Annotated in this window: 23 protein-coding genes and 1 tRNA gene; 13 read left to right on the top strand and 11 right to left on the bottom strand. The window is 56.8% G+C overall.

All coding sequences use genetic code 11. The features are described from left to right. Window positions 1–11: 11 nt before the first annotated feature. The 7 genes from pyrH to rho all read right to left on the bottom strand — a co-directional run bounded on the left by pyrH (window position 12) and on the right by rho (window position 6,220). Window positions 12–749 (bottom strand): UMP kinase, encoded by a 738-nt coding sequence (gene pyrH, locus DOLE_RS02405; protein ID WP_012173905.1) that lies wholly within the window; start codon window positions 747–749, stop codon window positions 12–14. A 3-nt stretch (window positions 750–752) separates the two neighbouring features. Then, complete coding sequence (gene tsf / locus DOLE_RS02400; protein WP_012173904.1) at window positions 753–1,349, bottom strand: translation elongation factor Ts; 597 nt, start codon at window positions 1,347–1,349, stop codon at window positions 753–755. 35 nt (window positions 1,350–1,384) lie between these two features. Next, window positions 1,385–2,299 carry a 30S ribosomal protein S2 gene (rpsB, locus tag DOLE_RS02395; RefSeq protein ID WP_012173903.1) on the bottom strand — a complete coding sequence of 305 codons (915 nt, stop codon included), beginning with the start codon at window positions 2,297–2,299 and terminating at the stop codon, window positions 1,385–1,387. Window positions 2,300–2,515: 216 nt separating this feature from the next. Then, window positions 2,516–3,409: a peptide chain release factor N(5)-glutamine methyltransferase gene (gene prmC, locus DOLE_RS02390; protein WP_012173902.1), complete on the bottom strand. Its 894-nt coding sequence runs from the start codon at window positions 3,407–3,409 to the stop codon at window positions 2,516–2,518. Then, window positions 3,399–4,469: a peptide chain release factor 1 gene (gene prfA / locus DOLE_RS02385; protein WP_012173901.1), complete on the bottom strand. Its 1,071-nt coding sequence runs from the start codon at window positions 4,467–4,469 to the stop codon at window positions 3,399–3,401. The genes prmC and prfA overlap by 11 nt, the downstream gene beginning before the upstream one ends. A gap of 51 nt (window positions 4,470–4,520) precedes the next feature. Next, window positions 4,521–4,742 carry a 50S ribosomal protein L31 gene (rpmE, locus tag DOLE_RS02380; protein WP_012173900.1) on the bottom strand — a complete coding sequence of 74 codons (222 nt, stop codon included), beginning with the start codon at window positions 4,740–4,742 and terminating at the stop codon, window positions 4,521–4,523. A 233-nt stretch (window positions 4,743–4,975) separates the two neighbouring features. Then, the gene (gene rho / locus DOLE_RS02375; RefSeq protein WP_012173899.1) at window positions 4,976–6,220 is read right to left on the bottom strand and encodes a transcription termination factor Rho; all 1,245 of its coding nucleotides are present in this window, start codon (window positions 6,218–6,220) and stop codon (window positions 4,976–4,978) included. A gap of 423 nt (window positions 6,221–6,643) precedes the next feature. Between rho and DOLE_RS02370 the strand changes: the two genes are divergently transcribed. The 5 genes from DOLE_RS02370 (at window position 6,644) to truA (ending at window position 10,097) form a co-directional block, all read left to right on the top strand. Continuing rightward, window positions 6,644–7,318: an adenylate kinase gene (locus tag DOLE_RS02370; protein WP_012173898.1), complete on the top strand. Its 675-nt coding sequence runs from the start codon at window positions 6,644–6,646 to the stop codon at window positions 7,316–7,318. 219 nt (window positions 7,319–7,537) lie between these two features. Then, window positions 7,538–7,753: a 30S ribosomal protein S21 gene (gene rpsU, locus DOLE_RS02365; protein ID WP_456297499.1), complete on the top strand. Its 216-nt coding sequence runs from the start codon at window positions 7,538–7,540 to the stop codon at window positions 7,751–7,753. A 72-nt stretch (window positions 7,754–7,825) separates the two neighbouring features. Beyond that, the gene (locus tag DOLE_RS02360) at window positions 7,826–9,130 is read left to right on the top strand and encodes a bifunctional folylpolyglutamate synthase/dihydrofolate synthase (RefSeq protein WP_012173896.1); all 1,305 of its coding nucleotides are present in this window, start codon (window positions 7,826–7,828) and stop codon (window positions 9,128–9,130) included. A 61-nt stretch (window positions 9,131–9,191) separates the two neighbouring features. Further along, window positions 9,192–9,267 (top strand) — tRNA-Arg (locus DOLE_RS02355). 71 nt (window positions 9,268–9,338) lie between these two features. Continuing rightward, window positions 9,339–10,097, top strand: coding sequence for a tRNA pseudouridine(38-40) synthase TruA (gene truA / locus DOLE_RS02350; protein WP_012173895.1), 759 nt, complete (start codon window positions 9,339–9,341; stop codon window positions 10,095–10,097). Here truA and DOLE_RS02345 read toward each other — a convergent pair. From DOLE_RS02345 to DOLE_RS02335, 3 genes are read right to left on the bottom strand one after another with little or no spacing between them, the layout of a single operon-like run. Next, complete coding sequence (locus tag DOLE_RS02345) at window positions 10,073–10,891, bottom strand: nitrilase family protein (protein ID WP_012173894.1); 819 nt, start codon at window positions 10,889–10,891, stop codon at window positions 10,073–10,075. The genes truA and DOLE_RS02345 overlap by 25 nt on opposite strands. A 33-nt stretch (window positions 10,892–10,924) precedes the next feature. Beyond that, window positions 10,925–11,476, bottom strand: a complete 552-nt coding sequence (gene ahbA / locus DOLE_RS02340; protein WP_232362723.1) for a siroheme decarboxylase subunit alpha — start codon at window positions 11,474–11,476, stop codon at window positions 10,925–10,927. A gap of 34 nt (window positions 11,477–11,510) precedes the next feature. Beyond that, window positions 11,511–11,828, bottom strand: coding sequence for a TusE/DsrC/DsvC family sulfur relay protein (locus DOLE_RS02335; RefSeq protein WP_012173892.1), 318 nt, complete (start codon window positions 11,826–11,828; stop codon window positions 11,511–11,513). A gap of 409 nt (window positions 11,829–12,237) precedes the next feature. Here DOLE_RS02335 and DOLE_RS02330 point away from each other — a divergent pair, with 409 nt between their 5' ends. The 8 genes from DOLE_RS02330 to DOLE_RS02295 all read left to right on the top strand — a co-directional run bounded on the left by DOLE_RS02330 (window position 12,238) and on the right by DOLE_RS02295 (window position 18,271). Next, complete coding sequence (locus tag DOLE_RS02330; RefSeq protein ID WP_012173891.1) at window positions 12,238–12,645, top strand: cytochrome c3 family protein; 408 nt, start codon at window positions 12,238–12,240, stop codon at window positions 12,643–12,645. 30 nt (window positions 12,646–12,675) lie between these two features. After that, on the top strand, window positions 12,676–13,356 hold the full coding sequence (locus tag DOLE_RS02325) for a methylenetetrahydrofolate reductase C-terminal domain-containing protein (protein ID WP_012173890.1): 681 nt from the start codon (window positions 12,676–12,678) through the stop codon (window positions 13,354–13,356). A gap of 20 nt (window positions 13,357–13,376) precedes the next feature. Next, the gene (locus DOLE_RS02320) at window positions 13,377–14,045 is read left to right on the top strand and encodes a hypothetical protein (RefSeq protein WP_012173889.1); all 669 of its coding nucleotides are present in this window, start codon (window positions 13,377–13,379) and stop codon (window positions 14,043–14,045) included. Between the two features lie 45 nt (window positions 14,046–14,090). Beyond that, window positions 14,091–14,474, top strand: coding sequence for a (Fe-S)-binding protein (locus DOLE_RS02315; RefSeq protein ID WP_012173888.1), 384 nt, complete (start codon window positions 14,091–14,093; stop codon window positions 14,472–14,474). Between the two features lie 46 nt (window positions 14,475–14,520). Then, entirely contained in the window at window positions 14,521–15,486 is a 966-nt protein-coding gene (locus DOLE_RS02310) for a methylenetetrahydrofolate reductase (RefSeq protein WP_012173887.1), read from the top strand. Between the two features lie 157 nt (window positions 15,487–15,643). Next, on the top strand, window positions 15,644–16,264 hold the full coding sequence (locus DOLE_RS02305; RefSeq protein WP_012173886.1) for a TetR/AcrR family transcriptional regulator: 621 nt from the start codon (window positions 15,644–15,646) through the stop codon (window positions 16,262–16,264). A 17-nt stretch (window positions 16,265–16,281) separates the two neighbouring features. Further along, window positions 16,282–17,367 carry an ATP-binding protein gene (locus DOLE_RS02300; RefSeq protein WP_012173885.1) on the top strand — a complete coding sequence of 362 codons (1,086 nt, stop codon included), beginning with the start codon at window positions 16,282–16,284 and terminating at the stop codon, window positions 17,365–17,367. A 109-nt stretch (window positions 17,368–17,476) separates the two neighbouring features. Next, the gene (locus DOLE_RS02295; protein WP_012173884.1) at window positions 17,477–18,271 is read left to right on the top strand and encodes a class I SAM-dependent methyltransferase; all 795 of its coding nucleotides are present in this window, start codon (window positions 17,477–17,479) and stop codon (window positions 18,269–18,271) included. Window positions 18,272–18,385: 114 nt separating this feature from the next. On the opposite strand, the gene dsrP is transcribed toward DOLE_RS02295, so the two are convergent. Further along, window positions 18,386–19,555: a sulfate reduction electron transfer complex DsrMKJOP subunit DsrP gene (dsrP, locus tag DOLE_RS02290; RefSeq protein WP_012173883.1), complete on the bottom strand. Its 1,170-nt coding sequence runs from the start codon at window positions 19,553–19,555 to the stop codon at window positions 18,386–18,388. Window positions 19,556–19,575 lie beyond the last annotated feature (20 nt).

Raw genomic sequence — 19,575 nt, 5'->3', positions numbered from 1 at the left:
CCGCCGTCTGTTCAGATTGATTGGTCCGCTGAAGCTTCGTCGCCGATGTAGGTGCCCAGGTCTTCGCCGCAGATGATACGCCGGGCATTTCCCTTATCCCGCATGGAAAACACCACCAGGGGCAGATGGTTGTCCATGGCCAGGGTGATGGCCGTGGCATCCATCACCGCCAGCTGCCGCTTGATCACATCCATGTAGGTAATCTGTTTGATAAACCGGGCGCCGCTGTTTTTCACCGGATCCGAATCATACAGCCCGTTGACCTTGGTGGCCTTGAGCAGCAGTTCCGCGTGAATCTCCTCGGCCCGCAGCACGGCGGCGGTGTCGGTGGTGAAATAGGGATTGCCGGTGCCGGCGGCAAAAATCACCACCCGGCCCTTTTCCAGGTGACGCAGGGCCTTGCGCAGGATATACGGTTCAGCCACGGCATGCACCTCGATGGCGGACTGCACCCGGGTGGCGATGCCCCGTTTTTCAATGGCGTCCTGCAGGGCGATGCTGTTGATCACCGTGGCCAGCATGCCCATATGATCGGCGGAGGTACGGTCCATGCCGTAGGAGCTGGCGGCCACACCCCGAAAGATGTTGCCGCCCCCCACCACAACGGCCAGCTGGACCCCCATTCGGCAGATGGACTCGATCTCCTCGGCCACGTACTGAAGCACGTCGGGGCTGATGCCCATGGTCTGGTCTCCCATCAGGGCCTCGCCGCTGAGTTTCAGCAGTACGCGTTTATACCGAGGTGTCACAGGCTATTCTCCCAGGGCAAAGCGGGCAAACCGCTTGATACGGATGCTTTCGCCGATTTTTGCCACCGTTTCGTTTAAGTAGTCCCCGATGGTGATGTCCGGGTTCTTCACGTACTGCTGCTCTATCAGGCAGGATTCCTTGAAGAACTTCTTGATCTTGCCGTCCACGATCTTGTCCACCATATTCTCGGGCTTTCCCATCTCCAGCACCTGGGCCCGATAGACCTGCCGCTCGCGCTCAAGCAGGTCGGCCGGCACATCCTCGGGGGCGATGCCCGCCGGGTTGGTGGCCGCGATCTGCATGGCCACGTTGCGGGCAAACTCCTTGAAGTCATCGGTCTTTGCCACGAAATCGGACTCGCAGTTCACCTCCACCATCACGCCGATCTTGCCGCCCATATGAATGTAAGACTCGACAATTCCCTCGGAGGTCTCCCGGCCGGAGCGCTTGGCCGCCTTTGCCAGGCCCTTCTGCCGCAGAAAATCCACCGCCTTTTCGATATCGCCGTCACAGGCCGTAAGGGCCTCCTTGCAATCCATCATACCGGCTCCGGTTTTTTCCCGAAGCTCTTTTACCAGACTCGCGCTGATTGTACCCATAACCACAAACTCCTTTATATTGTCATGCCGCCTTATTATGCCTCGCTGTTTTCTTCATCGGCGTCTTCTTCCGGCTCCTGATAGTCCGCCGCCGAGGTGAACGTCTTTCGAATCCGTTCCACAATGGGGCCGTCGGTGCCGTCGGAGATCACCTCCCGTTCCACGGGCTTTTGGTCCTCGGCAGCCGCCGCTGCAGCCGGTGCTGGCCGGGGCTTTTCCTCGGTCTCGGCTTCGGCCTTGTCTTCAAATGCCTGCTTCTTCTCTTCAAACCGCTTTCTGCCGTCGATGCAGGCATCCGCGACGCGGGAAGACATCAGGCGAATAGCCCGAATGGCGTCGTCGTTGCCGGGAATCACATAGTCGATGTTGTCCGGGTCGCAGTTCGTGTCCACCACCGCCACCACCGGAATACCCAGCCGCCGGGCCTCGCCCACGGCAATAGCCTCTTTACGGACATCAATGACAAACAGGGCCGCCGGCAGCCGGGTCATGCTCTGAATCCCGCCCAGCACGCTGTCCAGTTTCTCCCGCTGCCGCATCAGTCCGGCCTGCTCTTTTTTGGGATAACGCTCGATGGAGCCGTCGTTGACCAGCTCATTCAAGTAGTGCAGCTGGTCGATGCTTTTCTTGATGGTCTGAAAATTGGTCAGCATGCCGCCCAGCCACCGGTTGTGCACATAAAACATCTCGGCCCGGTTGGCCTCTTCGTAAATCGATTCACGGGCCTGCTTCTTGGTGCCGACAAAAAGCACGGAACCGCCCTTTTCCGCGACATGGCCGATAAAGTCATAGGCATCCTTGAACATGCGCACGGTCTTCTGCAGATCAATGATGTAGATGCCGTTTCGCGCCCCGAAAATATAGGGCTTCATCTTGGGGTTCCACCGCCGGGTCTGATGACCGAAATGGACGCCTGACTCCAGCAGCTCCTTCATTGTGATGTAACTCATACCCATCTCCTTTACTGGTTGTTTGATTCCTCCGCCCCTTTCTTCCATGCCCGCGACTTTATTGAAAAAGCACCGGCGGCCATGTCCGGGGACGTGTGTGATGGTTTCATCCCTACGTTAAACGACCTAATTTAACAGAAATTACAATATAAAAACAACTCTTTTTTTATATGGCGCGAAAAGTTTCCCCCTCTTTTGACAAGCCGGGCCGGTCTATCATCCGGCCCGTTGCATGTGGACCACCCGGTGGTGACCGGCGAGGTCTTTTGCAAACCCCACGGCCGTATACAGGCCGGCCTGTTCGGTGACCTGGGCCACCCGCTCCTTCTGGTCCCATCCGATTTCGATCAGCAGGCGGCCACCGGGTTTTAAAAACCGGCCCGCCGCCTGAAGAATATGGCGGACAGGGTCCAGCCCGTCGGCGCCGCCGTCTAACGCCATGCGGGGCTCAAACCCGATCTCCGGGGCCAGGTGGTCGATATCGCCGGAGGCGACATAAGGGGGATTGGCCACGATCATGTCAAACCGGCCGCTGGCGGAGTTTCCCAGGGCGGAAAACCAGTCAGACGCAAAAAATACCACGCGATGGGCCGGATCGTATCGAACGGCATTTTTCCGGGCCACGGCCAGGGCCGCCGTGGACCGGTCAAAGGCGAAAAACCGGCAGCCGGGATGGCTCTTTGCCAGGGCCAGCACCACGGCGCCGGAGCCGGTGGCCGGCTCCAGCACCCATCTTTCGGCCGGGGTATCGGATCCGGGTCCGGCCAAAAACGACAGGGCCGTTTCCACCAGGCACTCGGTGTCGGGCCTGGGAATGAGCACATCCGGGGTGACGACCAGGTCCATGGACCAGAAGGCCTTCTCTCCCAGGATGTAAGCCACCGGCTCCCCGGCCTTGCGCCGGGAAATCAGGGAACGGAAGGCGGCCAGTTCATCAGGGGTCAGGGGCTGATCATACCGAAGGTAAAGATCCAGCCGCTTGATGCCCAGTACATGGGCCAGCAGAAGTTCAGCAGAGACACGGGGGGCTTCCACCCGGTGATCGGAAAAGAAGGTGGCGGTCCACGAAAGCACATCCAGAATGGTCCAGACCCGGGTATCAGGAGGCATCGGCCTGCTTGAGCCGCTCGGCCTGAAAATAGGTGGCGAGGCCGTTAACCAGTTCGGAGAGATCTCCCTGAAGAACGCTCTCCAGTTTATAAAGGGTAATGCCGGCCCGGTGGTCGGTCACCCGGCCCTGGGGAAAATTGTAGGTACGAATGCGGCCGGACCGGTCGCCGCTGCCCACCTGGTCTTTGCGGTTCTGGGCGATCTTTTCGTTCTGGTCCTGAATCATCCGGTCCAGAAGACGGGCCCGCAGCACTTTCATGGCCTTGTTTTTGTTTTTCAACTGGGACTTTTCATCCTGGCAGATAACCACCACGCCGGTGGGCAGATGCGTGAGGCGCACCGCCGAGTCGGTGGTATTGACCGACTGTCCACCCGGTCCGCTGGAACGAAACACGTCGGTCTTGATCTCAGACGGGTCGATGTGCAGCTCCACCTCTTCGGCTTCGGCCAGCACCGCCACGGTAACCGCCGAGGTATGAATCCGGCCCTGTGCCTCGGTCTCGGGTACCCGCTGCACCCGGTGAATACCGCTTTCAAACTTGAGATGGCTGTAAGCCCCCTTGCCGTAGACCATGAAGATGACTTCCTTGAACCCGCCGGAGCCGGTCACGCTGCTGCTCATGATCTCGGTCTTCCAGCCCATGGTTTCGGCGTACCGCCAGTACATGCGGAACAGATCGTGGGCAAACAGAGATGCCTCTTCCCCGCCGGTTCCGGCCCGGATTTCCACCAGCACGTTCTTGTTGTCGTTGGGGTCCTTGGGGGTAAGCAGGTTCTGCAACTCGCCGTCAAGCCGCTCCCGTTCGTCTTTCAGGCGGGAAATCTCTTCTTTGGCAAGTTCCCGGATCTCCGGGTCCCGGTCTTCCAGGAGGTCCCGGCTCTTTTCGATCTCGTCGCTGACCGCCTTGTACCGCCGGTAAGCATCAACGATGTCGGCAAGTTCGGCGTGCTCCCGGCTGTGCTTCTGGTAGGCTTCCCGGTCGTTGACGATGGAGGGATCGGCCATGAGCCCCTCCAGCTCGCCAAAGCGCCGCTCCACATCTTGAAGTCTGTCAAACATAACATTCGCCGCCGTCGGCCATAGACCGGGCCTTGCTTTGGGCCGGAATTTTTATTTGCCGCTCTTCTGCTGCTCGAACTTGGCGTACTTGCGACGGAACCGTTCGATCCGGCCGGCGGTGTCCACCAGTTTCTGCTTGCCGGTGAAAAACGGATGGCACTGGGAGCATATTTCCACCTTGATGCTCTCCTTTGTCGAGCCCACGGTAAACTCGTTCCCGCACGCGCACCGGGCCGTTGCCTGATGATATTCGGGATGAATCTCTTGTTTCACGCTACTGCCTCCTGTTATAAATCAATACCTTTTAAAAATCCTAATAATACCTGCCGGGGGGTATATACGTTTCCTCCGGCAAAAAGTCAACACGATTCAATATAATTCTATAATCCTGAAAAAGACCTCTTTATCCAAATCCAAATCGGGATCGGAATCGGAATCGCTATCGGGATCGAAAAACCTGTGCGGGTCTATTCCAAATAAGGCTATGGTCTAAATAAGGCCCCGACCTATGAATTCATGGCATCCATAAAATCCTTATTGCTTTTGGTGCTGCTCATCTTGTCGAGCAGAAATTCCATGCCGTCCACGGAGTTCAGGGTCGCCAGCAGCTTGCGCAGCACCCATACCCGGTTGAGCACATCCTTTTCCACCAGCAGTTCCTCTTTACGGGTGCCGGACCGGTTGATATCGATGGCCGGGTAGACGCGCCGATCGGCCAGCTTCCGGTCCAGATGAAGCTCCATGTTGCCGGTGCCCTTGAACTCCTCAAAAATCACATCATCCATGCGGCTGCCGGTGTCGATCAGGGCCGTGGCCATGATGGTGAGGCTGCCGCCCTCCTCAATATTGCGGGCCGCGCCGAAAAACCGCTTGGGCCGGTGCAGGGCGTTGGAATCCACGCCGCCGGACAGCACCTTGCCGCTGGAGGGCACCACCGAGTTGTAAGCCCGGGCCAGGCGGGTGATGCTGTCAAGCAGGATCACCACATCCTTTTTATGCTCCACCAGGCGCCGTGCCTTTTCAATGACCATTTCCGCCACCTGCACATGGCGGTCGGCCGGCTCGTCAAACGTGGAGCTGATCACTTCAGCGTTAACGGAACGCTTCATGTCGGTCACTTCCTCAGGCCGTTCATCGATGAGCAGCACAAAGGGCACCACCTTCTTGTGGCTGGCAATGATGCTGTTGGCAATGTTCTGCAGCAGCATGGTCTTGCCGGCCCGGGGCGGCGACACGATCAGCCCCCGCTGGCCGAAACCGATGGGGGTCAGCAGGTCCATGATCCGCATGGAGTAGTTGTCCGACTCGCGCTCCAGCTTGATCTTTTCATTGGGGAACAGAGGGGTGAGGTTGTCAAAAGGGGTTTTGTGCCGCGCGATCTCCGGGTCTTCGTGGTTGATGGCCTCCACCTTCAGCAGCGCGAAATAGCGCTCATTCTCCTTGGGCTGACGGATCTGACCCGACACGATGTCGCCGGTACGGAGGTTGAACCGCCGAATCTGGGAAGGCGACACGTAAATATCATCCAGCCCCGGCAGATAGCTGCTGTCCGGGGACCGTAAAAAACCGAACCCGTCGGAAAGGACCTCCAGCGTGCTTTCACCGAAGATATACCCGTTGTTTTCCGCCTCGGCCTGCAGAATCGAAAAAATCAGTTCCTGCTTTTTCATGCCGGCGCTGTCGACCTCGTAACCGGCGGCAATCTCCTTTAACTCATCCATCTTCTTTTTTTTCAGCTCGGATATATCCATCATCCATCACCTTTCCAAAAACGTGGCTGTGGATTGGGCCACTTGGGTTTATGCGTTGGCGTCACACCGCCGGCGCCGTAAAAAGACGCATGCGGCCGTTAAGATACTTTCTGTCAAAACCACCTTATTCAGACCAAACCTTTGAGTGTGCTAATGAAAAATATGAAGGCATACTGACTAGCAGGTTACACTTATTCAAAAGGCGGGCAATCAGTTTCATCATATACACCATTAATTCCAAGCCTTGTCAAGCACTTTTCGTCACCCGTAAATTAAAAGTCCGCTGCCGGCATACTGTTTTTTAGCCCGCCATGGCTTGACAAACCTGCGGCTTTCTTATACCAAGGGCTATTGTTTTTCCAAAGAAACGCATCTTTTGAATATAACCGGACAAAACAAAAACATGAAAAAGGAGAAAATCGCATGAACATTCTGTTTTTCGGCCCCAATGGCAGCGGCAAGGGCACACAGGGCGCCATTCTGAAGGAAAAGTACAGCCTGCCCCATATCGAGTCAGGCGCCATCTTCCGGGAAAACATCTCCAAGGGAACCGAGCTGGGCGCAAAGGCAAAAGAATATATTGACCGCGGCGACCTGGTCCCCGACGACATCACCATTCCCATGATTCTGGATCGGCTGCAGCAGGATGACTGCAAAAAGGGATGGCTTCTGGACGGGTTTCCCAGAAACAAGGTCCAGGCCGAAACCCTGGACGCGACCCTGAAAAAAGCCAACATGGCGCTGGACATCGTGGTGGAAATCGAGCTGGACCGCGAGATCGCCAAGAACCGGATCATGGGCAGGCGGCTCTGCGTCAACGACAACAACCATCCCAACAATATTTTTATCGACGCCATCAAACCCGACGGCGACAAGTGCCGGGTCTGCGGCGGGGAACTGAAAACCCGCAGCGATGACCAGGACGAGGCGGCTATTGACAAGCGCCACAACATCTACTACGACACCGAAACCGGTACCCTGGCTGCTGCCTACTACTTCCGTGACCTGGCGGCAAAGGGCGGCTCCCTCAAGTACATCACCCTCGACGGCGCCCCCGGCGTCAAAGAGGTTGCCGCGGAGCTGGTTTCCAAGCTGTAGCATATTGAACCACACCCGTCTTTATGAAGCAGGCGGGAAGACACCCCACATCTGATCATGCCCGGTTCCGTCAGGCGCCGGGCATGATTTTTTTCTGCCTCACTTTTTCCTTGCCAAGCCCCTTTTTTTCTTATAGGATCGGTTCCCGTTCAACCCCATCCGGTTGAAGAGATAAAATAACCGTTTGAAACAACAAACCTTTCAAACGGCAAAGAAAGGGTGATAGCATTGAAGGAAATCGAGGTTCGCGTCATTGATAATGACCTTGAAAAGGCCATGCGGATTCTGAAGAAAAAAATTCAGAACGACGGGCTTTTCAAACGGCTCCGGCTCAGAAAAACCTATGAAAAACCCAGCGAGTTCAAACGCAGGAAAGAGCGGGAAGCCCAGAGACGGTTGCGAATAGCCGAAATCAAGCGGCGCCGGTTCAGATAACCGCTTTCGTTTGCATCCTTAATTTTGAAGGAGAACCCGGTCAACACGGTTGGCCGGGTTTTTTTACGGCCCATGGCACGACAGAGCGAGTACCAGCGACTGATCCATGAGATGTACAACCTGAGACGGTTCGGGATCAAGCTTGAGCTGACCACCATGCAGCGCATGCTCGACGCCCTGGGCCGGCCCCACACCCGGTATGAAACGATTCACATCGCCGGCACCAACGGCAAGGGATCCATTGCAACCACGCTTGCCACGATCCTGCACGCGGCCGGTTACAGGACGGGACTCTACACCTCCCCCCACCTGGTCACGTTCAACGAGCGGATTCAGATCAACAACCGGCCGGTGAGCAACGCCGCGGTGGTCCGCGCCTGCAAGGCGGTCCGGGGGCTTTCCGGCGACGGCCGGGAACCCACCTTCTTCGAATACACCACGGCCATGGCCTTTTACCTGTTTGCCGAACTGGGGGTCGATATCGCGGTGATTGAAACCGGCATGGGGGGCCGGTTTGACGCCACCAACATTATTACTCCCTGCCTGTCGGTGATCTCCAATATCTCGGTGGAGCACCGCATGTACCTGGGCAACACCCTTGGAGAGATCGCCGGGGAAAAGGCCGGCATCATCAAACCCGGCGTGCCGGTGGTCACCGGGGCCCGGCAAAAGCCGGTCCTGGACGTGATCAAAAAAGTTGCAAAAAAACAGGCGGCCCCGCTGTACCGGCTCGGCGGAGAGTTCCGGGTCCGGCGCCATGGTGACGGCACCTTTTCGTACCACGGAATCTCCCACCGGTGGGACCGGCTGCGCACCGTTCTGGCCGGCGGTTTTCAGATGGATAACGCGGCCCTGGCCCTGGCGGGCTGCGAACTGCTGATGGCATCGGGCAAACCCCTTTCCGAGGCCACTGTTCGCAAAGGACTGGCATCCACCCGGTGGCCGGCCCGCCTGGAAATAGTCTCTGATTCACCGACCATCCTGATCGACGGGGCCCACAACCTTCAGGCCGCGAAAAACCTGGCGGCCTTTCTGTCCGAGCAGATGGCGGGCCGGAAAATCACCCTTGTGGCGGGCATTCTGGACGACAAGCCCTATCGGGCCATGCTCCGGGCACTGGTACCCCTGTGCGACCGGGTGATCCTGACCCGGGCGCAGATCGGCCGGGCCATTGCCCCGGAAATTCTTGAACGGGAGGCCCGTAATCTGGGCGCAACCCGCACCCATGTCGTCGACCGGGTGGACAAGGCCCTGGCCTTTGCCCTGGCCCACACGCCAAAAAAATCCGGCGCCGTCTGCGTGGCCGGTTCCCTTTACGTGGCCGGCGAGGCCCGGCACGCCATAAAGAAACAGGGCGAGATGCAGCCGGCGATTTGATGTTGACATACGCCGCGCAAGCGACTAAGTATGGTGTGGCAAAAACTGGAAATCGGCATGCGCGCCCGTGGCCCAGGGGATAGGGCGTCAGCCTCCGGAGTTGAAGATCGCAGGTTCGAATCCTGCCGGGCGCGCCACCGTTTCCAATACGCACTGCCACCGCTCTGATCCGCTTCCGGCTCACCCCGTCACACCACAGCGATTCGCAATGAAAAAAAATTTTCGGCTTATCATCGAATATGACGGCGCCTGTTTTCACGGCTGGCAGATTCAAAAAGATCTGCGTACCGTCCAGGGAGAGATCACCGGCGCGCTGGCGTCTATCACCGGCCAGGCCGTCTCCGTGATCGGTTCGGGCCGCACCGACGCCGGGGTCCACGCCATGGCCCAGGTGGCCAGCTTCATCTGCGATACCCGCCTGGAGCCCGGCACTCTTCAAAAGGCCCTCAACGGCATTCTGGCCAAAGACATCGTGATTCACGACTGCCGGGAGGTTTCCCTGAACTTTCATGCCCGGTATAGCGCAAAAAGCAAGACCTACCGTTACCGGATATTAAACCGGAACCTGCCGGCGGCCCTGTATCGCGGATACGCGTGGCACATCAAAAAGCCCCTTGATCTTGGGGCCATGACGGCGGCCCTGCCCCATATTCTCGGCCGGCACGACTTTTCCTCCTTTGAAGGGACGGGCAGCCCCAAGGCCTCATCTGTGCGGCATGTGACGGCAGCGACGTTCAACATGGCAGAAGATGGGTATCTTGCCTTTGAGATCACCGCCGACGGATTTCTCAAACACATGGTGCGCAATATCGTGGGCACTCTGGTGGAGGTGGGGCTGGGGAAAAAAACACCGGAAGCGGTGGCCGACATTCTGGCGGCAAAAGACCGGTCCCGGGCAGGGGCCACGGCGCCGGGCCACGGCCTGTTCCTGGTGCGCGTGAATTACGAACCGTCGCCGGATCCGTAAAGTTCCGGGCGCCGGCCGGGCAGAAAATAGCGCATAGGATGATTGCGGACGGTATTCAGCGTTGACGGAGAACAGTCGGCAACGATCATGCTGTCCGGCGATGTGGTTTGCGCCATCACCTTGCCGGACGGATCCAGTGCCACGGCCACGCCGGGAAACCCCTGGCCGGCGCCGTTTTCCCCGGCCTGGTTGCAGGCCGCCACAAACACCCCGTTGTCGTAGGCCCTGGCCGGCAGGTGCCGCATCCATGAGGCCAGCTTTTCTTCAGGCGTGTTCCTGGGCGAGGCGTGGGGCACAAAAAGAATATCAGCGCCCTTGAGCGCCATGGCGGTGGATAATTCGGGAAAATGGGCGTCATAACAGAGCTGCACCCCGAACACCGCGCCTTTTGCCTCAAACAGAGGGACTTTGCGGCCCGGCACAAACAGCTGTTTTTCCGGTGGCGCAATGTGAAGTTTGGTGTAGCCCCCTGCCGAACCGTTGGGGGATATCACCAGATGGCACGCGGTCACCCGGCCCCCGGCCGCTTCGGCAACGGTACCGGCGAGAATGACGATGTCAAAGGCCGTGGCCATGCGGGAGAGGGCGCCCACCACATCGTTGTACCGCCCGGCAGCCTCCCTGTATAAGGCGGCATCCAGGCAGTATCCGGACACATTGAGCTCCGGAAAGCAGACGATGCCGGCGCCCCGGGCCGCGGCTTTTCCCACCCACCGGGCCGTGGTTTCAAGATTTCGGTCCACCTGACCGGCAGGACAGGCGCAGGTGACAGCGGCAATTCGAATCTCTTGCATGGCCTGTTCCTCGGTGCTGGACGTGGCTTCCGGTTACAGGTTGAAGGCCGCCCGAATCTTGAACACCCGGGTGGCGGGAAGATTGATGATTCGTGTGACCCCTGTTTTCTTCGCAATTTCGGCCAGGCTCTCTTCAATGGCGTCGCGGGAGGGGGCAATAAATGTGAACCAGACGTTGTAGGTATTGTCCCGTATATAGTTATGGGTAACCCCGGGATATTCATTAACCGCCAGGGCAAAGGTCTCAATACGGTCCTCGGGCACACTGGCCGCGCACAGGGTGCTTACATAACCCAGCTTTTCCGGAACAAAATTTCCGCCGATGCGCCGGATAATGCCCTCCCGCTTTAAACGGGCCATCCGCCGGACCACCTCGTCCTCATCCAGCCCCAGTTGCTCTCCGATTGCTGAAAAGGGCCGTGGCGCCAGCGGAAAGTCGGACTGTACCGCGTTGAGTATCGCCCTGTCCGTGTCATCCAGGTGCATGCCTGTTTCCCCTGAAAAGGCCGGCGCGCCTGTGCGCCGTCCTGAGGCGGAGGTTAAAAACGCCGCCATGAAAAAAAGGGTCTTGGAAAGTCTTTCCAAGACCCTTTCTGGTCATGCCGTATACGTTTAAAGACTATACACAGCCCGTCGGCTTGGGAAGACCGGCCATCTTACAGGCTCCCTTGCCAGGTCCTGAGGGAAACAGCTCGTAGATGTGCTTCAGTTTGAACCCGGTCAGCTTGGACAGAATCCGAACCATGGGAGCGATGCCGTTCTTTTCGTAGTAGTCCTGAAGGACCTTGATGACCTGGCGATGCTCGTCGGTCAGCTCATCAATGCCCTCTTCCTTCTTGACCCACTGTACCCACTCTTCGCTGAACTCAGAATAAGACTCGATGAAGCCGTCTTCATCAACATTGAATGATTTGCCCTGGAATTCGATTGTAGCCATTTACACAACCTCCTTTATTGTTGTCAAATTAACGGTTTGAACTTCTTTAAAATCATTTTTTTCGGTTATTTTAAATTGTCGATACTAGCGTCTATGCTTTATGTTTGTCAACTACTTTATCTTTTTTTACAAAAAAATATTTCCGGCGGCCAACTGTTCCGCCCAGCCGGCGGGAATGCCGCCATGACCGAAAACAACCGGAATAAGCCGTCACGGGCTGACAGTCAAGGGTGTAACGCCTGTTCCCCAACATGATGTTTTCTGCTGCCGCAAAAGAAACGCACAGAGCAAAGAAAAACTTGACACACCCGCTCCTGTTGCATAATATACTCTCTTTTTGTTTTTAATTTGATTCGGCGCACAGTGCCTGTCTGCGGCTGTGGCATTTACCTGGAAGGAGCACGGGTTCATGAGACAACGGGTGGGTCGCAAAAAGGCGACGGTGCTGGTCAGTGCTTTTTTTTCTCTTTTTTTTGTTTTATCGGGCAATTGTGTCCTTGCCCAGGACCTTGAACTGAAAATGACGGATGACGTCACCCGGCCCCCGGTAATTTTTCCCCATGATCTGCATATGGGCGGCTTCGACTGTTTCGACTGCCACCACGATTATGACGAAGACGGCAACAACATTTTGGACGATTACGCCCTGGAAGAGGGCAATCCGGATATCCTGTGCGGCGCGTGCCACACCGGAAAAACCACCATCGAACCCCGGGAAGCGTTCCACCTTCAGTGCATGGGATGCCATGAACAGTTCACCTTTAAAAAGCGGCCCACCGGCCCGGTGCTCTGTGGTGAGTGTCACGTCAAAGAATAAAGAATAAATCCATAAATATGGAGGCCCCAATTGGTCAAAGCAAAACGTAAACCACTGGAAGAAATAGCCGATTGTGTCAAGGGGTACACCAAGATCCTGAACATAGGGTGCGGCGGCTGCGTATCGGTATGCATGGCCGGCGGCCAGCGCGAGGTCAACACCACCAATGCTGAGCTGACCCTTCTTTTCCAGGAAAAAGAAATCACCTCCCGTATCGACGGGTATACCGTTGAGCGGCAGTGCAACGCGGCCCTCCTGGAAGAGCTGGACGACCTGGTGGTCCGGTATGACTGTCTGGTCTCCATGGCCTGCGGCGCCGGTGTCCAGATGCTGGCAGAGCGCTACCCTTCCAAACCGGTTTTTCCGGCCCAGAACACCATTGCCATCGGTGTGGACCGGGAGATGGGCATCTACGAAGAAAGGTGCCGGGCCTGCGGTTTCTGCGTGCTGGCCTACACCGGCGGCATCTGCCCGGTAACCCGCTGTTCAAAAGGCCTGTTCAACGGCCCCTGCGGCGGTACCAACAACGGCAAGTGCGAGATCAGCAACGACGTCTCCTGCGCCTGGAACGACATCTATAACCGGCTCAAACAGCAGAACCGGTTAAACGACATCCTCCGGATTCAGGCGGCCATGGAGTGGCAGAACACAACCCCTCGCACCTTTGTGCAGACCGGGTATGAACACAGATATGCCAAGGAAGAAGCGTAACCTTTACCCGTGGAGTAATCATGGATCCATTGAATCTCGTCTATGACCTGGCACGCGGCCCGCTGGTGTGGGTGGCGGTTGTCGTGTTTCTTGTCGGTGCCGTTGTCCAGGTATACCGGATGTGGTCACTGACATCGGCTGCACGGCCCGTGGAAAACCTGCCCCGGTCCCTGAAGCCTGTTGAAAGAAAAAAACTGCCCCTGGGGGTTCGCCTGCGTCTTTCGGTGGCCGGCACCAGTCCGGTAACCGTGGTGGTCACGACTGTTTTTCACCTCTGCCTGGTGATCACGCCCCTGTTTGTCTTGGGCCACAACATTCTGGTCGACAACGCATGGGGCGCCAGCCTCTTCTCTTTTCCAGAGGGCTTTTCCGACTTTCTCACACTGGTGGTGGTTGCCTGCGCCGGATATTTCCTGGTGCGCCGGATTTTTTACGAACGGGTCCGCCTTATCTCCACGCCATGGGATTACCTGTTTCTGGCACTGGCGGCCGGGCCCTTTATCACCGGCGCCCTGGCCTACCACCAGATTTTCGACTACAAACTGATGATCACGGCCCACATGCTGCTGGGCGAACTCATGCTGATCGCCATTCCCTTTACCAAGTTCGCGCACATGCTCTTTTTTCCTGTTTTCCGGTTTGCCGTGGCAAGTGAGTACAGCCTCGGCAACGGGCGACGGACCTGGTAGGCAACCCAAAGCCGGTATTAATAATTTTGTGAAAGATAGAATTCGATGAAAGCAAACACAAAAGGCGTAAATCCGAAAGCCATTCAGGATATTATTGAAAAGGATAAAGCCAAGATTGCCTTTTCCCTTAAGGCCTGCGCCCACTGCAGTATGTGCGCGGAGAGCTGCTTTCTGTTTCAGGCCAGGAACCAGGACCCCAAATACATGCCGTCCTACAAGTTTTTGTCCACCCTGGGCGTGATTTACAAGAAAAAGGGAAAGGTGGACCGGCAGACCCTGGAGGAGATGCGGGAGACCGTGTGGAAACGGTGTGTGCTGTGCACCCGCTGTTACTGCCCCATGGGCATCGACATCCCCTACATGATCCGGCTGACCCGCCGCATCTGCCGCAGCCAGGGAGTGTATCACACATATGACACGGAAGCGTAACCCGGGCTAATACATAGAATCCATATACCAACGGGAGTTGAAAACCATGAAAGCTGGCAGTCATCTTGAAAAAATTCTTCGTGCCGGTCACTTTGCGTTCACCGGTGAAATCGGCCCACCGCGCGGCACCGACGTTGAAGAGGTCAAGGAAAAGGCCCGGTTCCTCAAGGGAAACGTGGACATGGCCAACATCACGGACAACCAGACCGCGGTGGTGCGCATGTCTTCCTGGGCCACGTCCCTTGTGGTCATGGAAGAGGGAGTGGAGCCCAACTACCAGATGGTGTGCCGGGACCGCAACCGCCTTGCCATGCAGGCCGATATCCTGGGAGCCTATGCCCTGGGAATCCGCAACATCCTGGCCCTTTCCGGAGACCACCAGCAGTTCGGTGACCACCCGTTTGCCAAAGGGGTGTATGACCTCGACTCCATTCAGCTGGTCAATATGATCAAGAACATGCGGGACGAGGGCAAATTCCAGGGCGGTGCCGACATCTCCCATCCGCCCAAGATGTTCATCGGCGCGGCCGCCAACCCCTTTGCCGAGCCCTATGAATGGCGCGTTCACCGGCTGGCCAAAAAAATCGATGCCGGCGCCGACTTTGTTCAGACCCAGTGTATCTTCAACATGGAACGGTTCCGGGAATGGATCCGCCAGGCCAACGACATGGGCCTCACCGAAAAGATCTACATCCTTGGCGGCATCACCCCCATGAAGAGCATCGGTATGGCGCGGTACATGCAGAAAAAGGTGCCGGGCATGGACGTTCCCGAGGCCATTATCAAGCGGCTTCAGGGCGTGGACAAAAAAGAGGTGGCCAACGAGGGTATCAAGATCGCCTGCGAGCAGATTCAGGAATTAAAAGAGACCAAGGGCGTGGCCGGCGTCCACCTTATGGCCATTGAGTGGGAGCATAAAGTTCCGGAAATAGCTGAGAAAGCAGGCATGCTGCCCCGGCCCGTGGTGGAAGACGACCCCGCGCCGGAAGCAAAAAAGGGCGACGCCGAATAGCCGCACACCGGAATAAAAACAGATAAAAACAAAAAGGGCGCCGAACATCGGCGCCCTTTTTTTGTGGTAAAGACCGCCAAAAAATTTTCACCCGGCCCGGTTTTTATGTCCCGAAAAAAACTTGACTAGAATCAAATTCTAAAATATAATTCTAGTCATGAAAAAGCCCAACACCATCCACGCCGCCTCTTGTGGGCGGCAGCGCCAGATCATTGAAGCGGCCCTGGCCTGCTTTACGGAAAAAGGGTTTCCCGCCACCAGCATCGCCGATATCTGCAAAAAAGCAGGGGCCAGCACCGGCAGCGTGTATCACCACTTCAAAAGCAAGGGCAGGCTGGCGGCGGCCATCTACCTGGAGGGGGTCCGCGACTACCAGGCCGGTATGATAGACGCCCTCTCAAAAGAGACAACCGCCAAAGGCGGCATTTTTGCCATTGTCCAGTACCATCTGACATGGGTGAAGACCCATCCGGAGTGGGCCCGGTTTCTCTTCCAGAAACGGCATGCCGAATATATGGATGACACCGAAGACCGGATGAAACAGCTCAACGCTGAATTTGTGAAACAGATGTCCGCCTGGTTTGCAAAACATATGGAATCCGGTGCGATCCGGCCCCTGCCCAGGGATGTTTTTTCCGCCCTGCTGCTGGGACCCTGCCAGGAGTTTGCCAGAATGCATGTGACAGGATATGCCAAAACCGATGTAACCGAGGCGGCCCGGCATCTTGCGGCAGCCGCCTGGGCCAGCCTGGGCAATTTTACCATCAACCCTTCATAACTGCGGAGGAATCCACGATGAGCGACCAGACCTACCGAACCGCGGCATCAGCCGTTATCGCGGCCGGAGCCATTCCCTTTCCGGTCAACGACACCCTGCTTGAAATTCTGAAAAACATCATGACCCCGGAACAGGCCGGGTTTGTTCAACTGCTCGACCGGCCGTTAAACCGGGAAGAGATCAAGAAAAAATCGGGCATGGCGGACGCGGACCTGGACCAGATGCTCAACAGCCTGATGAAAAGCGGTGTGATTTCAGGGACGGCCAGCCGGGGCTCGGGCCTGATGGTCTACCGGGCCATGCCGCCCATTCCCGGTATCTTTGAAACCACCATGATGCGGGGGGAGACCGGGGAAAAGCAGAAAACCCTGGCCCGGCTCTTTGAAAACCTGTTTGAAGAGCTTGCCGGCATGGTCCAGGCCAACTACGATGCGATTGTGCCGGCGTTTAAAGCCATGCCGCCCATGACCCGCATTGTCCCGGTGGAAAAGCACATTGACAGGGCTTTTGACACGGTGATGCCCTGCGAGGACGTCAAAAAACTGGTGGACCGCTTTGATACCATTGGTGTGGCCACCTGCTACTGCCGCCACCAGAAGGACCTTCTCGACCGGCCGTGCAAGGTGACCGACGAAAGGAAAAACTGCCTTTTCTTCGGCAAGACCGCCGAGTTTTTCATCACCTACGGATTTGCCGAGCCCATCACTCAGGACCAGGCCAAACAGATCCTGGAAAAGGCCGAGGCAGACGGCCTGGTACACAAGGCGTTTCATGAAAAGTACGACACCGGCAGAAACGAAATGGCCATCTGCAACTGCTGCAAGTGCTGCTGTGAGACCTTCCAGTCCTACTACCGGGGCAGTTCGCCCACCATCACCTACGCCGCCTATGTCGCACGGGTGGATGCCGATACCTGCACCGGGTGCGAGGCCTGCGCCGACATCTGTCCCATGGAGGCCATTGAAATGAAAGACGACATCGCCCATGTCTCGGACTCCCGTTGCATCGGGTGCGGCGTGTGCGCCTATCACTGCCCGGCTGACGCCCTGGCCCTGGAGCGGACCGGTCAACGGGAGGTGTTTGTGCCACCGCCCAAACACTAGTGGCTTTTTGATAAGACCCTCCGATAAATCCGGGTAAAAGACATTGCGCGAAGCAAGTCGCCCTGGCAGCATCTGCGACCAAACCAACGCATGAAATATTCGGGCCAGGATGAAAAAGGTTTCTGCATACGACACCATCGGAACAAAATACAACGCGTACCGGAATGCGGATACCCGAATCACTGCCGCTCTGAAAGACTTGCTTGGATTGCAGAAGGGGTCGAGCATTGTTGATGTCGGGGCCGGTACTGGAAACTACACGAATGCGCTTGCGTCCTTGGGTTATAAAATGAAGGCGGTCGAACCGTCACCGGTTATGCGGGAACAGTCCATTCCACATCCGCATGTTGAATGGGTTACTGGGTCCGCCGAGTCTATTCCCTTGGCAGACGGCTCTGTGGACGGCCTTGTTTCCACTCTTGCGATTCATCATTTCCCTGATATAGACGCTGCCTCACTTGAGATGTGGCGTGTATGCGGCAATGGCCCCATGGTCTTATTCACGATTGATCCCAGAAGAGGCGCATCGTTCTGGTTCAAGGACTATTTTCCGGGTATCTACAACCGAATATTTGATGTATTCCCTCCTGTTGAGGAGCTCATATCCATCTTTACCGGGGACCATGGAGCCACCGCCAGTATCCACGATTTTCCCCTGCCCTTCGATCTTGCCGATCTCAACATGCATGCAGGATGGAACAAACCGGAAATTTATTTTGATCCTGAGGTTCGCAGGGGCATGTCCGGCTTTGCAGTGTCTGATGAATCCGAGATAAAAGAGGGACTTAACCTGCTGAAGCGGGAGTTGGAAAATGGCGACTGGGAAAAGCACAACGGTCATCTTAGAAAAAAGAGCTGTTACGATCTTGGATTTGTTTTTGTAAAACTACAGACCGGTATTTGATGCCGTTACGCTGAAGATTGCTTCGCTGCGGCGCAATGATCTTTAAAAGAGATAAAACAAAAAAAGGGCGCCGAATATCGGCGCCCTTTTTGTTTTGGTTGCTACCGGCTGATTTTAATGATGGGCCGCATCCCCGGTTTCGGCCTTGACGGTCAGGGCGATCTTGTAAAGCACCACAAGAATCAGCGCGCCCGCGCCATAGATGCCGATGGTGATGATGATTTCGGGCACCGTGGGAATGTACTCAGTGACATGGTGCATGGGCGAGGGAACAAACCCGCCGGAGATCATGCCCAGGCCCTTGTCGATCCAGATACCGATAAACAGGATGATGCAGGAAAAGGCCAGGAAGGTCTCGTTGGCCCGTGTTTTGGGAATCACCAGCAGCACAATGGCCAGCAGCATCAGGCCCAGGGAGGTCCACATCCAGGGGACCAGCACCCCATGGCCGTGAAGCCCCACGAACAGGTACTTGATATGGTCCATGTGGCCGGGAATGTTGCTGTAGAAGGCCACAAACACCTCGCAGGCAAAGAAAAACACGTTGGCGATCAGGGCGTAAGTCACGATGCGGGCGATTCCCTGAATCGCCTCTTTGCCGGCGTCAAACCTGGTGAACTTGCGCATGACCATGGCCAGCAGGATGATCAGGGCCGGTCCGGCGGCAAAAGCCGAGGCCAGAAACCGGGGGGCCAGAATGGCGGTGAGCCAGAAGTGGCGGCCCGGCAGGCCGCAGTACAGGTAGGCGGTGACGGTATGAATACCAAAGGCCCAGGGCACCGAAAGGTAGATCAGGGGTTTGACCCATTTGGGCGGGGCCACGCCGTTGCGGTCCGCTTCCAGAACGCTCCACCCCACCACCACGTTTAAAAACAGGTAGCCGTTGAGCACGATCATGTCCCAGAAGAGCATGGAGTTGGGCGTGGGATAAAGCAGAACGTTAAAGGCCCGCATGGGCTGACCAAGGTCGGCGATGATAAACATCAGGCACATGGACACCGCGGATATGGCCAGAAACTCGCCCAGAATGGTTATCTTGCCGAACACCTTGTAGTTGTGCAGGTAGTAGGGCAGCACCAGCATCACGCCCCCGGCGGCCACACCCACCAGAAAGGTGAACTGGGCGATGTAAAAGCCCCAGGACACGTCCCGGCTCATGCCGGTGATGCCCAGGCCGTACTTGAACTGGAGCAGGTAGACCAGAAATCCCACACCGGTGATACCGGCCAGCACCCCGATCAGTGCCCAGTATTGTCTGTTTCCTTTTAACGCTGTATCAAGCATGATCACCTCATTCGATATCT

The sequence above is a fragment of the Desulfosudis oleivorans Hxd3 genome, assembly GCF_000018405.1.
Lineage (GTDB): Bacteria > Desulfobacterota > Desulfobacteria > Desulfobacterales > Desulfosudaceae > Desulfosudis > Desulfosudis oleivorans.
This window is presented reverse-complemented; position numbering and strand designations above follow the sequence as displayed.